At 44.3% G+C, this 14,579-nt stretch carries 19 protein-coding genes; 18 read left to right on the top strand and 1 reads right to left on the bottom strand.

From position 1 onward, the window contains the following. The first annotated feature begins 13 nt into the window (after positions 1–13). From kefG to OCU48_RS12095, 5 genes are all read left to right on the top strand, one after another. Positions 14–610 carry a glutathione-regulated potassium-efflux system ancillary protein KefG gene (gene kefG / locus OCU48_RS12115; protein WP_141345679.1) on the top strand — a complete coding sequence of 199 codons (597 nt, stop codon included), beginning with the start codon at positions 14–16 and terminating at the stop codon, positions 608–610. Further along, positions 597–2,408 carry a glutathione-regulated potassium-efflux system protein KefB gene (kefB, locus tag OCU48_RS12110; RefSeq protein WP_141345680.1) on the top strand — a complete coding sequence of 604 codons (1,812 nt, stop codon included), beginning with the start codon at positions 597–599 and terminating at the stop codon, positions 2,406–2,408. The genes kefG and kefB overlap by 14 nt, the downstream gene beginning before the upstream one ends. Next, positions 2,398–2,595 carry a YheV family putative zinc ribbon protein gene (locus OCU48_RS12105; RefSeq protein ID WP_141345681.1) on the top strand — a complete coding sequence of 66 codons (198 nt, stop codon included), beginning with the start codon at positions 2,398–2,400 and terminating at the stop codon, positions 2,593–2,595. The genes kefB and OCU48_RS12105 overlap by 11 nt, the downstream gene beginning before the upstream one ends. An 86-nt stretch (positions 2,596–2,681) precedes the next feature. Beyond that, positions 2,682–3,245, top strand: coding sequence for a peptidylprolyl isomerase (slyD, locus tag OCU48_RS12100; RefSeq protein WP_141345682.1), 564 nt, complete (start codon positions 2,682–2,684; stop codon positions 3,243–3,245). A 109-nt stretch (positions 3,246–3,354) separates the two neighbouring features. Continuing rightward, positions 3,355–4,296 (top strand): isoaspartyl peptidase/L-asparaginase family protein, encoded by a 942-nt coding sequence (locus OCU48_RS12095; protein WP_141345683.1) that lies wholly within the window; start codon positions 3,355–3,357, stop codon positions 4,294–4,296. Between the two features lie 29 nt (positions 4,297–4,325). Here OCU48_RS12095 and OCU48_RS12090 read toward each other — a convergent pair whose 3' ends face one another. Beyond that, positions 4,326–4,568, bottom strand: a complete 243-nt coding sequence (locus OCU48_RS12090; protein ID WP_208727148.1) for a SlyX family protein — start codon at positions 4,566–4,568, stop codon at positions 4,326–4,328. Positions 4,569–4,833: 265 nt separating this feature from the next. On the opposite strand from OCU48_RS12090, the gene fkpA reads away from it, so the two are divergent. The 13 genes from fkpA to rplW all read left to right on the top strand — a co-directional run bounded on the left by fkpA (position 4,834) and on the right by rplW (position 14,571). Further along, positions 4,834–5,601, top strand: a complete 768-nt coding sequence (gene fkpA / locus OCU48_RS12085; RefSeq protein ID WP_141345684.1) for an FKBP-type peptidyl-prolyl cis-trans isomerase — start codon at positions 4,834–4,836, stop codon at positions 5,599–5,601. A gap of 151 nt (positions 5,602–5,752) precedes the next feature. Beyond that, positions 5,753–6,478 (top strand): helix-turn-helix transcriptional regulator, encoded by a 726-nt coding sequence (locus tag OCU48_RS12080; RefSeq protein WP_141345685.1) that lies wholly within the window; start codon positions 5,753–5,755, stop codon positions 6,476–6,478. 1 nt (position 6,479) lies between these two features. Continuing rightward, complete coding sequence (gene tusD, locus OCU48_RS12075) at positions 6,480–6,872, top strand: sulfurtransferase complex subunit TusD (RefSeq protein ID WP_141345686.1); 393 nt, start codon at positions 6,480–6,482, stop codon at positions 6,870–6,872. After that, a complete protein-coding gene (gene tusC / locus OCU48_RS12070; protein WP_141345687.1) occupies positions 6,869–7,225 on the top strand; it encodes a sulfurtransferase complex subunit TusC in 357 nt (118 codons plus the stop codon). Before tusD ends, tusC begins: the two co-directional genes overlap by 4 nt. 2 nt (positions 7,226–7,227) lie before the next feature. Beyond that, positions 7,228–7,500 carry a sulfurtransferase complex subunit TusB gene (tusB, locus tag OCU48_RS12065; RefSeq protein ID WP_141345688.1) on the top strand — a complete coding sequence of 91 codons (273 nt, stop codon included), beginning with the start codon at positions 7,228–7,230 and terminating at the stop codon, positions 7,498–7,500. A gap of 190 nt (positions 7,501–7,690) precedes the next feature. Next, the gene (gene rpsL / locus OCU48_RS12060; protein WP_004399892.1) at positions 7,691–8,065 is read left to right on the top strand and encodes a 30S ribosomal protein S12; all 375 of its coding nucleotides are present in this window, start codon (positions 7,691–7,693) and stop codon (positions 8,063–8,065) included. Positions 8,066–8,182: 117 nt separating this feature from the next. Further along, positions 8,183–8,653 carry a 30S ribosomal protein S7 gene (gene rpsG, locus OCU48_RS12055; RefSeq protein WP_141345689.1) on the top strand — a complete coding sequence of 157 codons (471 nt, stop codon included), beginning with the start codon at positions 8,183–8,185 and terminating at the stop codon, positions 8,651–8,653. 136 nt (positions 8,654–8,789) lie between these two features. Further along, positions 8,790–10,883 carry an elongation factor G gene (gene fusA, locus OCU48_RS12050; protein WP_141345690.1) on the top strand — a complete coding sequence of 698 codons (2,094 nt, stop codon included), beginning with the start codon at positions 8,790–8,792 and terminating at the stop codon, positions 10,881–10,883. A gap of 149 nt (positions 10,884–11,032) precedes the next feature. Next, positions 11,033–12,217, top strand: coding sequence for an elongation factor Tu (gene tuf, locus OCU48_RS12045; RefSeq protein WP_337983893.1), 1,185 nt, complete (start codon positions 11,033–11,035; stop codon positions 12,215–12,217). A gap of 480 nt (positions 12,218–12,697) precedes the next feature. Then, positions 12,698–13,009 carry a 30S ribosomal protein S10 gene (gene rpsJ, locus OCU48_RS12040; protein WP_004736761.1) on the top strand — a complete coding sequence of 104 codons (312 nt, stop codon included), beginning with the start codon at positions 12,698–12,700 and terminating at the stop codon, positions 13,007–13,009. Between the two features lie 14 nt (positions 13,010–13,023). Then, entirely contained in the window at positions 13,024–13,653 is a 630-nt protein-coding gene (rplC, locus tag OCU48_RS12035) for a 50S ribosomal protein L3 (RefSeq protein WP_017029103.1), read from the top strand. A gap of 16 nt (positions 13,654–13,669) precedes the next feature. Next, positions 13,670–14,272, top strand: a complete 603-nt coding sequence (gene rplD / locus OCU48_RS12030) for a 50S ribosomal protein L4 (protein ID WP_141344808.1) — start codon at positions 13,670–13,672, stop codon at positions 14,270–14,272. Next, positions 14,269–14,571 carry a 50S ribosomal protein L23 gene (gene rplW / locus OCU48_RS12025; RefSeq protein WP_017029101.1) on the top strand — a complete coding sequence of 101 codons (303 nt, stop codon included), beginning with the start codon at positions 14,269–14,271 and terminating at the stop codon, positions 14,569–14,571. The genes rplD and rplW overlap by 4 nt, the downstream gene beginning before the upstream one ends. Positions 14,572–14,579: the final 8 nt, after the last annotated feature.

Raw genomic sequence — 14,579 nt, 5'->3', positions numbered from 1 at the left:
AATGTGTCAAGGAATGACAAAGCTGTCTGCTTACCCGTCTAATATCCCAAGAGTACTCGTTATTTACGCTCATCCCGAACCAGACAGTTCGGTTGCTAATCAGTGCATGATCGAAAAAATAAAAGATCTCCCAAATGTCACTGTGCATGACCTTTATGCTGAATATCCTGATTTCTTTATTGATATCGCCCTTGAGCATCAACGCTTACTCGAGCATGACTTGATTGTGTTTCAGCACCCTATGTTTCTTTATTCTTGCCCATCTCTGCTTAAAGAATGGATGGATCGAGTATTAGATAAAGGATTTGCTTTTGGCTCTCAATGCGCCTTGAAAGATAAGCATTGGCGTAGTGTGATTACTACAGGTGGACAGAAGTCGGCGTTTTCTCCAGGAGGGTACAATAAATATCCTCTAGAACAGATCCTCCAACCCTTTGAGTTGACTGCGGCGCTTTGCCAGATGAACTGGATTGAGCCATTAGTTTTATATTGGTCGAGAACGGTATCAGATATCACTCGTGAAGAACATGCTCTTCAATATAGGCATTGGCTATCTGATCCTTTTGCTACGGGTCCTACTTTGGAGGAGTACACCGATGGCCATGAATAACGAGCTTATTGAAAGTGGAGTGCTGTTTCTTGGTGCAGCAGTCGTTGCCGTCCCATTGGCACAACGCCTTGGTTTGGGCAGTGTCTTAGGCTATTTACTGGCGGGTGTGGTCATTGGTCCTTGGGGGTTCTCCCTGATTAGTGATGTCGATGCAATACTGCACTTCTCTGAACTAGGGGTAGTGTTGCTGCTGTTTTTGATTGGCTTGGAACTTAACCCGAAAAAACTATGGGCCATGCGGATGCCCATATTGGGCTTAGGTGGCGCTCAAGTCATAGTGACAACCTTATTTTTGTCTATGGTGGCTTACCTACTTGGGCAGTCATGGATGAGTAGTCTTGCTATTGGTATGGGGTTGGCATTGTCCTCTACCGCCATTGCTCTGCGCGTTATAGATGAACAAGGGTTAGCTGGCACCGAAACGGGTCAGTCAGGCTTTGCCGTATTGCTGTTCCAAGATATTGCTGTCATTCCTATGCTGGCATTATTGCCATTGCTTGCGGGCGAGGTGGCAGGTAATTGGGTTGATGTGGGCCTAAAGCTATCTGCGGTGGTTGCTTTGTTGGTAGCGGGGCACTTTTTGCTAAGACCTTTGTTTAGGTTTGTACTTTCTACTGGCACCCGTGAGCTGTTTACTGCTGCAGCGCTGCTTGTAGTGTTTGGTATTGCTGTGTTTATGCAGCACCTTGGTTTATCTATGGCTCTGGGAACATTCTTAGCCGGAGTGCTTTTGGCTGAGAGTGAATACAGGCACGAACTAGAGATCACGATTGAGCCATTCAAAGGGTTACTACTGGGCCTGTTTTTCATCTCTGTAGGCATGTCCGTTAATTTGGGTTTGTTAATAGAGAATCCATTATTGATATTGGCGACTGTTGCCGGATTAGTCACGGCAAAAGGGCTGATCTTATATGTGTTGGCGAGACTATTTGGTACAAAATCCAAATCTCGAAGTCGAATGGCGGCGATTCTTAGTCAAGGGGGAGAGTTTGCCTTCGTCATATTTACCGCAGCGTTGGGCTTCGGATTGCTTTCGTTGCCTGTGGTTAGTTTCTTGCTAGTGGTAGTGAGCCTATCTATGGTGACTACGCCTTTGATTCTTAAAGTGCAGACTTGGGTGTATTCACGCAGCATTAACACACTAGAAGACACCGAGTCTCATGAACAGATTCAGGACCGTAGACCGAGAGTCATAGTGGCTGGGTTTGGTCGATTTGGTCAGGTGATCGGGCGATTGATGTATGCCAACAAGGTGAAGATCACTATTTTAGAAAGTGATGCCAGCCAGATAAAGCTATTGCGCAAGTTTGGGTACAAGGTGTATTACGGAGAGGCCACTAATATTGATTTGTTGAGGGCCGCAGGGGCACATAACGCAGAGGCGATAGTGCTGTGTACCGATGATCCGGATGAGATTATCCAAACGGTGGAACTGTGTCAGCAACACTTCCCACACCTCAAGATACTAGCCCGTGCTCGAAGTCGCGTTGAGGCTTATCAACTGCTGAATCATGGTGTTACCAGCTACTCCCGAGAAACTTTCCTAGGTGCTCTCGATCTAGGACGGCAACTGCTAGTTGCTCTTGGCATGCATCCCCACCAAGCCTCTCGGGCAGAAAAGCACTTCAACAAATTGGATAACACTATGTTGAAAGAGTTGCTCCCTCAACATAGCGATGAGAGTAATTTAGCCCTGCGAGCCAAAGAAGCACGTAAAGAGCTAGAAGAGATATTTGACCGGGAAATAGAGAATGAGCGTCAATCGAGCAATTACTGGAATAAAAAAGATGAAGATTAAGAAGCGATTTATTGCAGGTGCAGCTTGCCCAGAGTGCAGTGATACCGATAGCCTGCGCTGGTGGGAAGAGAATAATGTTGAATGGGTAGAGTGTGTTAGCTGCGATTTCAAAGAGCAGCGTCTTCCAGCCGATCAGCAAGAGAAAGTGGGTGAGCAAGACCTAATAGGGATCTTTAAACCTGAATAGCATTAAGCGCTAGCCATAACAGAGGTTAGTCTGTATTATTGCGCCTCTTTTTTGAACAGTTGAATGACCAACTTTTTGGAGTGACTATGAAAATCGACAATAACTCAGTAGTAAGCCTAGCGTATCAAGTAAAACTTGAAGAAGGCGTAGTTGTTGATCAAGCGGGTGTTGATGCACCATTGGATTATCTGCACGGACACAACAACCTAGTAGTTGGTTTAGAAAAAGCACTTGCTGGCCGTGTTACTGGTGACAAGTTCAGTGTAACGGTAACTCCAGAAGAAGCGTACGGTGAGCATAGCGATGCTATGGTTCAACGTGTTCCTGCTGATGTTTTCCAAGGCGTTGATCAAATCGAAGTTGGCATGCGTTTCTTAGCTGATACTGACCAAGGTCCAATCCCTGTAGAAATCACTGAAGTAGATGGTGATGAAGTAGTCGTTGACGGTAACCACATGCTAGCTGGCCAAACTCTTACTTTTGATGTTGAAGTGGTAGCTATCCGCGAAGCAACTGAGTCTGAGATCGAACATGGTCACATTCACAAAGAAGGCGGTTGCGGCCACGATCATGACCACGGTGATGATCATGAATGTTGTGGTGGCAAAGGCGATTGCGGCAAAGGCGACGACTGCTGCTCTAACCAATAATCGGTTTTTACAACCTTAATGTGCGATAAGCGCATTTTAAAATTGTTTCGCTATAATGAGCCTCCCACCTAGTGGGGGGCTTTTTTGGTTTTAAGACGAAGGAAATGTTATGCAACCACCAATCAGTATTGCCATCCATGGCGGAGCAGGCACCATATTACGCAGTAAAATGAGCGAACAACTTAAACAAGAGATGCTTGCTGTATTAGAGGCTTCCGTTCGTGCAGGGTATGAGATTTTACAGTCTAATGGCGATGCTGCAGATGCGACAATAGCAGCGGTCAAAGTGATGGAAAACTCTCCTCATTTTAATGCAGGTAAAGGCTCTGTCTTAACGCATGAGGAATCAATAGAAATGGATGCTTCAATTATGCACGGAAAAGCCCTCAATGCAGGTGCTGTTGCTGGAATTAAAGGCATAAAAAACCCCATAGAGCTTGCCAATGCTGTGATGCTTAACAGCGATCATGTCTTCTTGATCGCGGACGGTGCTCACCGATTTGCGGACTCTCAAGGCTTTGAATTTCTAGATGAAGAGTACTTTGTCACAGAGCGCAGACGCCAACAGCTACAAAGCATGAAAGAAAAGGGCATATTCGCTTTATCTGAGAGTAAGTATCCTGACGATAAGAAATTTGGCACTGTAGGTGCGGTTGCGTTAGATTGCTTTGGTAACCTTGCAGCGGCAACAAGTACCGGCGGTGTCACCAACAAAAAATTTGGTCGGGTAGGTGATAGTCCAATAATTGGTGCGGGTACCTTCGCTGAAAATGGCAATGTAGCGGTATCGACGACAGGTGTAGGTGAGTACTTTATCCGTAAAACGGTAGCATCAGATCTTGCCGCGCGAATGCGTTATCTTAAAGAAGATGTACACGTTGCTAGTGAGCAGGTCATTCATGGTGAGCTAGAAGCAATGGGTGGAGAAGGTGGATTGATTGCCTTGGACTCTAAGGGCGATATTCATTTTGCAATGAACAGTTCAGGGATGTATCGCGCCAGCATTGATGCTCAAGGCGCTATTACCGTGAAAATCTATGCTGACGAATAAATAGTGGCTCAATGTTTCTATTTGCCTCTTTAGTAATGAGGAGGCGGCGTTTCTTCTGTTGGATCCGCTAGATTAGAGCCGTCAATATTCTTAACCTTACCGACAACATACTTCATCTGGTGTTGCATCTTCGAGATAAGAATTTGTTGCTGACTAAGGGCATCATTGAGCTCTTCGATAGTTTGTTCTTGGAATGCAGCTTTGCACTCAAGGTCATCAATCTTTTGATTGAGTTGCTGAATTAAAGTAGAAATTTCAGTCGTGTCGGACATCAAAGCGAGCCTATAAAGTCGATAATGGCTCGCAGTTTACCCCAGATCAGCATTCCCTTCATCTTTTAGGGAACTATTATAAATAACTGTGTCTAAAAGCCCATCGCTCGCAATTTTACTTAGAAATGACAATTAATAGTTGTCTAGACGCAATTATAATTCGTACACTGATCTGTAATTTGTTAATTTTAATAAGATTAACGATAAATAATCTGCACTAAAAAGTGCTCGTAGCAAATGGCGAAGCCATGATTTGGAGAACTCAATGAAACCAATGCTAAAACTTTCTCTGCTTGCAGCAACTGTTGCTCTAGCAGTAGGTTGTCAAAAAGAAGAAGCACCAAAGACAGAAACTGCAGCAGCTCCAACAGAAGCAGCTGCAATGCAATTTAACTCTGACGATGATAAAGCGGCATACGCAATCGGTGTTTCGTTCGCTACTTACTTAAAAGCAAGTGTAGAGAAACCTCAAGAAATAGGCATTGAACTGAGCGATGAGATGGTACTTAAAGGTATTACTGATGCGTTTGGTGGTAATGCAGGTCTTAACGAAGATGAGATCCGTCAAGCGCTTGAAACTCTTGATGCTCGTGTCAGTGAGCAAATGGCAGCTCAAGCAGCAGAGAAATCAGCAGCTGCAATCAAAGCAGGTGAAGATTTCCGTACAGAATTTGCTAAACAAGATGGCGTAATGCAAACAGAGTCGGGTATTCTTTACCAAGTAGAGAAGCAAGGCGATGGCGCAACTCCTAAAGAGACCGATGTTGTTAAAGTCCACTATGTAGGCACACTAACAGACGGTACTCAATTCGACAGCTCAATTGAGCGCGGCGAACCTGCTACATTCCCTCTTAACCGAGTGATTCCTGGTTGGACTGAAGGCGTTCAGCTGATGCAAGTGGGCTCTAAATACAAGTTCGTGATTCCACCAGAGCTTGCATACGGTGACCAAGAGTCTCCGGCTATCCCTGCGAACTCAACACTAGTGTTTGAAGTTGAGCTATTGGATATCGAAGCTCCAGCGGCTCAGTAACAATTAAAAAACACTTATGAAACCGAGGCTTGCCTCGGTTTTTTTGTATTTTATTTATGACTCAGATCAGAATATTGTGGTGTTGATTCAGCCAGCACTCTCTTTTCTCAAATATTCTGATAAACTTTGACTTAATATTTGAATTTTAAACATGGATAAGCGCGTGAATACAGAAACTCTTGATACTGAATCGCTTTTAGAGTTGGAATCCGTTGATGTGAAGCCATTCACGGAACATGACAAGATCATTCTGCGTTCTTATGAAGCTGTGGTTGATGGCATAGCGAGTTTAATTGGACAATTCTGTGAGATCGTTCTGCACTCTCTAGAGGATCTCAATACCTCTGCAATTCGCATTGCTAATGGTGAAAATACTGGTCGTCAAGTCGGTTCGCCTATTACCGACTTAGCATTGAAAATGCTAAAAGACATTGAAGGTTCTGAGCGTAATTTTTCTCGTTCTTACTTTACTCGCGCTAAAGGTGGAGTGTTGATGAAGTCCATTACGGTAGCTATTCGTAATGGTGATAATCGAGTCATTGGTCTTTTGTGTATTAACGTCAACCTAGACGCCCCCTTCTCTCAAGTATTGCACTCGTTCATGCCAACAGAAGAAGCAGAGGCTGCTGCATCATCAGTAAACTTTGCTAGTGATGTAGAAGAGCTGGTGGACCAAACAGTAGAACGAACTATCGATGAAGTGAATGCGGACAAGATGGTATCTAACAATACCAAGAATCGTCAGATCGTTATGGAACTGTATGATAAAGGAATCTTTGATATTAAAGATGCCATTAACCGTGTGGCGGATCGCTTAAATATATCTAAGCATACCGTTTACCTCTATATTCGTCAGCGTAAGACTGAGGAAGAGTAGTTTGAGCCTATCGTACACCTTAGTGGTTAGTGGTGAGGTTTATGGTGAGCAATCTAGTTTAAATGCTTACCAGTTTGCTGAAGCACTGATAAAGAAAGGACATCGCTTAGTGAGTGTGTTCTTTTATCAACAAGGCGTAACAAACGGCAATGGTCTTACTGTTCCTGCGAATGATGAGTTCGATTTAGTGTCTGCTTGGCAGCAACTAGCTGCTGAGCATGGCGTGTTGCTGCAAACCTGTGTTGCTGCAGCATTGCGAAGAGGTATTGTCGGCAAAGATGAATCTGAGCAGCACCAGCTTGCTCAATCAAATCTTGCTGATGGCTTTGAGCAATCCGGCCTAGGGAGTTTAGCGGAAGCGTTATTGACTCAAGATAGGGTAGTGCAGTTTTGAAGAAGATTACCTTTGTATTCTCTAGTACCCCACACAGTACAGCGCAAGGTCGAGAAGGCTTAGATGCTATTCTCGCGACTTCTGCCTACAGTGAGAGCTTACAATTGGTTTTTGTTGGGGATGGAGTGAGTCAGCTATTAAAACAGCAGCAACCACAATCTATCCTAAGTCGGGATTATATCTCTGCATTTCGTTTGTTAGATCTCTACGAAGTCGAAGAGATTTATGTGTGCCGCGAGAGCTTGAATGAATTAGGCTTTACGGAGCAACAACTGTTCTTGGACGCAGAAGTTCTGGATAGTGAAGAAATCGCGCATAAGCTTGCAACTTCAGATGTCATACTAAGGTTTTAGTCATGCTTCATATTGTATCTCGTTTACACAGTCTAGAAATCCTATCTCGTTATGTATCATCAAAAGACACTTTGCTATTGGTTGAAGAAGCGGTGTATGCGACGAATCCTAAACACAGAAAGCATGTAATTTTACCTTCGATTAAAATTAAAGCGCTTGAACCTGACATTACAGCTCGAGGTTTGTCGAGTGTTTGTGCTTCTCATATCGAAGCGGTCGACTTTGCTGGATTTGTGGATCTCACTGCTGAGCACAGCAAATCCATTACTTGGTAAGATTGTTTCTACATGTTTATGCCCGATCTAGGCACGATCTGATAAGGATCTGCTCACTGGTTAAAAAAGATCTGTATATTTCTTGACACCCCCCCCATCCCCGAATAGAATTTCGCGTCCCTAATTGCACTAGTGTGATAGGGCTTAGATTTTTCACAAAGCTTACTTTAAGTAAATCAGGAGCTAGTTAATGGCAACTATTAACCAGTTGGTACGTAAGCCTCGTGCAAAGCAAGTTGTTAAAAGCAACGTGCCTGCACTAGAAGCGTGCCCACAAAAACGTGGTGTATGTACTCGTGTTTACACTACTACACCTAAAAAACCTAACTCAGCACTTCGTAAGGTTTGCCGTGTTCGTCTAACGAACGGCTTTGAAGTGACTTCGTACATCGGCGGTGAAGGTCACAACCTTCAAGAGCACAGTGTTGTTCTTATCCGTGGCGGTCGTGTTAAAGACCTTCCTGGTGTACGTTACCACACTGTTCGTGGTGCACTTGACTGTGCAGGCGTTAACGACCGTAAACAAGGTCGTTCTAAGTACGGTGTGAAGCGTCCTAAGTCTTAATGCTTACTTTCTTTTAAAGAAAGGCGTTAAGTAAGGCCAAACACTCAATTTCATATTTTTATTTTGAAGAAACTGAATAAGTTTTGGATAACCTGAAGAAGACAACGGAGAATTCCTATGCCACGTCGTCGCGTTATTGGTCAGCGTAAGATCCTTCCAGATCCTAAGTTCAAATCTGAACTGCTGGCAAAATTCGTTAACATCCTTATGGTTGACGGAAAAAAATCTACTGCAGAGAAAATTGTTTACACTGCACTAGAAACTATGGCTGAGAAGTCTGGTAAAGACCACTTATCTGTATTTGAAGAAGCTCTTGAAAATGTTCGCCCAGCGGTAGAAGTTAAATCTCGCCGTGTAGGTGGTTCAACTTACCAAGTACCTGTAGAAGTTCGTCCGGTTCGCCGTAACGCACTTGCTATGCGTTGGTTGGTTGAAGCTGCGCGTAAGCGTGGTGAAAAATCTATGGCTCAACGCCTAGCTGCTGAAATGCTAGACGCGTCTGAGAACAAAGGTACTGCGGTTAAGAAACGTGAAGACGTTCACCGCATGGCTGACGCTAACAAAGCGTTCGCACACTACCGCTGGTAATCCCTCGGTAATACCTTTAGTGCAGCGAGCTTGGCTCGCTGCATTTCTCTATTTTTCAGAAAGGAAAAATAGGGTCTATTCATATTTTTAAAGCTCTTTTTAAAATATCAATAGTCCCTAATAAGAGGATACAATCGTGGCTCGTAAAACTCCTATTGAGCACTACCGTAATATCGGTATCGTGGCTCACGTAGATGCAGGTAAAACAACCACAAGTGAGCGTATTCTATTCTATACCGGTCTCTCCCATAAAATTGGTGAGGTTCATGATGGCGCAGCAATCATGGACTGGATGGAGCAAGAGCAAGAGCGTGGTATTACTATCACATCTGCGGCTACCACCACCTTTTGGCGCGGTATGGAAGCTCAATTCTCAGATCATCGCATCAACATCATTGATACCCCAGGACACGTTGACTTCACTATCGAAGTAGAGCGCTCATTGCGCGTACTTGATGGTGCAGTAGTGGTATTCTGTGGCGCGTCTGGTGTTGAGCCTCAATCTGAAACCGTTTGGCGTCAAGCTGATAAATACGGTGTTCCTCGTTTAGTGTTCGTTAATAAAATGGACCGTACGGGTGCAGACTTTTTACGTGTTGTCGATCAAATTGAAGAGCGTCTTGGCGCAACTCCAATTCCTATCCAGCTAAATGTAGGTGCGGAAGATGAGTTTGCTGGCGTTGTTGACCTTATCAAGATGAAGCGCATCAGCTGGAACGAAGCTGATCAAGGTATGTCTTTCTCTTATGAAGATATTCCAGCTGACATGCTTGAAAGTGCTGAAGAATGGCGTATCAACTTGGTTGAAGCGGCGGCTGAAGCCAATGAAGAGTTGATGGACAAATATCTTGAAGAGGGTGAGCTAAGCGAAGCGGAGATTAAGCAAGGTCTGCGTATTCGTACTCTTAACAATGAAATTGTATTGGCAACTTGTGGAAGTGCTTTCAAAAACAAAGGTGTTCAAGCTGTACTTGATGCTGTTGTTGACTTCCTTCCATCGCCAGTTGACGTTCCAGCGATTCAAGGTGTAGACGAGAACGAAAAAGAAGTTGAGCGTCATGCCGACGACAAAGAACCGTTCGCTGCACTAGCGTTTAAGATTGCGACAGACCCATTCGTGGGTACGTTGAGCTTTATGCGTGTTTATTCTGGTGTTGTCAAAACTGCAGATACGGTCTACAACTCAGTTAAACAGAAAAAAGAACGTCTTGGTCGTATTGTGCAAATGCACTCGAACAAACGTGAAGAAGTGAAAGAAGTACGTGCAGGTGATATTGCAGCCGTAATCGGTCTTAAAGACGTAACGACAGGTGATACCTTGTGCGATCAGAACCACAAAGTGATTCTAGAGCGCATGGAGTTTCCTGATCCCGTTATTCAGATTGTGGTTGAGCCAAGGTCTCAAGCAGACCAAGATAAAATGGCCATTGCTTTAGACAAGCTTGCTGCGGAAGATCCTTCTTTCCACGTGGAGATGGACGAAGAAACAGGTCAGACACTGATCTCTGGTATGGGTGAGCTTCACCTTGATATCATCGTCGACCGTATGAAACGTGAATTCAATGTTGGTTGTAATGTAGGTAACCCTCAAGTGGCTTACCGAGAAGCGATTCGCGGTACAACTGAAATTGAAGGTAAATTTATTCGCCAAGGTGAACGTAACCAATATGGTCACGTATGGCTTAAACTTGAGCCATCAGAGCCGGGCGAAGGTTTTGTTTTTGAGAACGATATTGTGGATGGTGTGGTTCCTAGTGAATACATCAATTCGGTATCGAAAGGTATCGAAGAGCAAATGATCAATGGTGTGCTTGCTGGCTATCCTATGCAGGATGTCAAAGCGACTTTGTTCGATGGTTCTTACCACGATGTTGACTCAAGTGAGATAGCGTTTAGAATCGCTGCCTCAATGGCGTTTAGGGATGGTGCTCTTAAGGCACAACCAGTTCTCCTTGAACCAATGATGAAAGTTGAAATAACCACGCCAGAAGACTGGATGGGTAGTGTCGTAGGTGACCTAAATCGTCGCCGTGGCATTATTGAAGGCATGGAAGACGGTACTGCAGGACTAAAAGTTGTCCGTGCGCAGGTTCCGCTGTCTGTCATGTTTGGCTATTCAACTGACTTGCGTTCGGCGACACAAGGCCGTGCTTCTTACTCTATGGAGTTTAGTGAGTACGCTGAAGTGCCGAAGAATGTGGCTGATGCTATTATTGCCGAGCGTGGTTAATAATTGGGCGTAACAATTGAGCTGATGAAATTATCAGATCAGTGCGCCTAAATATTGCGCTAAAGGCGTTTGATGCTTAAAATAGCAAATTCTGACGCGCCCCGACTATTTTCGGTCGCGGCGAATCATAACTAGGAAGGAACACGATCGTGTCTAAAGAAAAATTTGAACGTACGAAACCGCACGTAAACGTTGGTACTATCGGCCACGTTGACCACGGTAAAACAACTCTAACTGCTGCTATCTGTACTACTTTATCAAAAGTATACGGTGGTGAAGCTAAAGACTTCGCATCTATCGATAACGCTCCTGAAGAGCGTGAGCGCGGTATCACAATCGCTACTTCTCACGTAGAGTACGATACTCCTGAACGTCACTACGCACACGTAGACTGTCCTGGACACGCCGATTATGTTAAAAACATGATCACTGGTGCTGCTCAAATGGACGGCGGTATCCTAGTTGTTGCTGCTACAGATGGCCCTATGCCACAAACTCGTGAGCACATCCTACTTGGTCGTCAGGTTGGTATCCCTTACATCATCGTATTCATGAACAAATGTGACATGGTTGATGACGAAGAGCTACTTGAGCTAGTAGAAATGGAAGTTCGTGAACTTCTTTCTGAGTACGAATACCCAGGAGATGATCTTCCTGTAATTCAAGGTTCTGCACTTGGCGCTCTAAACGGCGAAAAAGAGTGGGAAGACAAGATTGTTGAGCTTGCAGAAGCACTAGATTCTTACATTCCACTTCCAGAGCGTGCTGTTGATCTACCGTTCCTACTTCCTATTGAAGATGTATTCTCAATCCAGGGTCGTGGTACAGTAGTTACTGGTCGTATCGAGCGCGGTATCCTACGCGTTGGTGACGAAGTAGAAATCGTTGGTATTAAAGAAACTACTCTTACTACTTGTACTGGTGTTGAAATGTTCCGTAAGCTGCTTGACGAAGGTCGTGCAGGTGAGAACGTTGGTGCACTTCTACGTGGTACTAAGCGTGATGACGTTGAACGTGGTCAAGTACTTTCAGCTAAAGGTTCTATCAACCCACACACTAAGTTTGAGTCTGAAGTATACGTACTTTCTAAAGACGAAGGCGGCCGTCACACTCCTTTCTTCAAGGGTTACCGTCCACAGTTCTACTTCCGTACAACTGACGTAACAGGCGACATCACTCTACCTGAAGGCGTAGAGATGGTAATGCCAGGTGACAACGTTCAAATGACTGTTGAGCTAATCGCTCCAATCGCAATGGACGAAGGTCTACGTTTCGCAATCCGCGAAGGTGGCCGTACTGTAGGTGCTGGTGTTGTTGCTAAGATCTTTGACTAATATTTAGTTAAAATCTTGCGATATTCTTCTTCGGAAGAAGCCGCATCTGAAAAGGGGAGCTTCGGCTTCCCTTTTTGTATTTAATAGCCGATAGTTTTTAGCTACCAGCTACCAGATTGATATTTCCCCCTCTAAAGGTTTGAAGCTTCCAGCTTGTAGCTGTTCCTCCGATTATTTTTCACACACCCCTTGCATACCATTCTGTGATCTGTATAATGCCTCCCACTGACTTAAGTCGGTTGTGAACCAATGAGCACTGAGGAGCTAGGTTTTTCCTAGGTAACGTATACTCAGCTTATGTTCGCGGTTAATACAATTAATAAAATAGCTTTAAGCTACAAGTTAATCGAAAATTAGCTGACAATGCTTCCTGATTTTGGAGGCTACGGTTTCACATAAATCAATCGGCATTCCCTTATCTTTTTAAGTGTGAGTGGCGATATTGTTTGTGTATTTAATTATTAATTGGAGCTCTGTCTCATGCAGAACCAACGTATTCGTATCCGCCTTAAAGCTTTCGATTATAAACTAATCGATGCTTCAACTGCGGAAATCGTTGAAACAGCAAAACGTACTGGCGCACAGGTTCGTGGTCCTATTCCACTACCTACTCGTAAAGAGCGTTTCACTGTTCTAACTTCCCCACACGTTAACAAAGACGCGCGTGACCAGTATGAAATTCGTACACACAAGCGTTTGATCGACATCGTAGAACCAACTGACAAGACTGTAGATGCTCTTATGCGTCTAGACCTTGCAGCTGGTGTTGATGTTCAAATCAGCCTAGGTTAAGGGAGATTAGAATAATGATTGGTCTAGTCGGACGTAAAGTGGGTATGACCCGCGTATTTACCGAAGAAGGCGTTTCTATCCCAGTAACTGTAGTGGAAGTAGAAAATAACCGTGTATCACAAGTTCGTACTCTTGATACTGATGGTTACTCTGCAATCCAGATTACAGCTGGTGCTAAGAAAGCTAGCCGCGTTAATAAAGCCGAAGCTGGTCACTTTGCGAAAGCAGGTGTTGAAGCAGGTCGCGGTCTTTGGGAATTCCGTTTAGAAAACGGCGAAGAGTTTGAAGTTGGCGCTGAGCTAAACGTAGAACTTTTCAACGAAGTTAAAAAAGTAGACGTTACTGGTACATCTAAAGGTAAAGGCTTCCAAGGCGCTATCAAGCGTTGGAACTTCTCTACTCAAGATATGACTCACGGTAACTCCTTGTCTCACCGCGCACCGGGTTCAATTGGCCAATGTCAAACTCCAGGTCGCGTATTTAAAGGCAAGAAAATGGCTGGTCATATGGGTGCTGAGCGTGTAACGACTCAAAACCTAGAGATCGTACGTGTTGACGCTGAGCGCAATCTGCTTCTTATTAAAGGTGCAGTACCAGGCTCTATCGGCGGCAACGTTATCGTAAAACCAGCTGTTAAAGCATAACGTCTAGGAGTAAGTAATGGAATTGATGGTTAAAGGTGCTGATGCACTAACTGTTTCCGAGACTACTTTCGGACGTGACTTCAACGAAGCTCTTGTACACCAAGTAGTTGTTGCTTTTGCAGCAGGTGCTCGTCAAGGTACTCGTGCTCAAAAGACTCGTTCTGAAGTATCTGGCGGTGGCGCTAAGCCATGGCGTCAGAAAGGTACTGGCCGTGCACGTGCTGGTACTATTCGTAGCCCAATCTGGCGTTCAGGTGGTGTTACTTTTGCTGCGAAACCACAGGATCACAGCCAAAAAGTAAACAAGAAAATGTACCGCGGCGCTATGAAAAGCATTCTTTCTGAGCTAGTTCGTCAAGAACGTCTAGTTGTTGTAGATAACTTCTCAGTAGAAGCACCAAAAACTAAAGAGCTAATAGCTAAGCTGAAAGATCTTGAGCTTAACGATGTTCTGATCGTGACTAGTGAAGTAGATGAAAATCTATTCTTAGCTGCTCGTAACCTTTATAAAGTTGACGCTCGTGACGTTGCTGCGATTGATCCAGTAAGTCTTATTGCGTTCGACAAGGTTCTAATTACTGCTGATGCAGTGAAGCAAGTTGAGGAGATGCTGGCATGATCACTGAAGAGCGTCTACTAAAAGTTCTACGTGCTCCACATATCTCTGAAAAAGCAACTATGGCTGCAGAGAAAGCGAACACTATCGTTTTCAAAGTAGCAAAAGATGCAACTAAGAAAGAGATCAAAGCAGCTGTAGAAAAGCTATTTGAAGTTGAAGTTAAGTCTGTAAATACTCTTGTTCTTAAGGGTAAGACCAAACGTCAAGGTATGCGTGAAGGCCGTCGTTCAGACGTGAAAAAAGCTTACGTTACTTTGAAAGAAGGTCAAGATCTTGACTTCGTTGGCGGTGCGGAATAACAGGAGTA

The sequence above is a fragment of the Vibrio inusitatus genome, assembly GCA_024346935.1.
Classification (GTDB): Bacteria; Pseudomonadota; Gammaproteobacteria; order Enterobacterales; family Vibrionaceae; genus Vibrio; species Vibrio inusitatus.
This window is presented reverse-complemented; position numbering and strand designations above follow the sequence as displayed.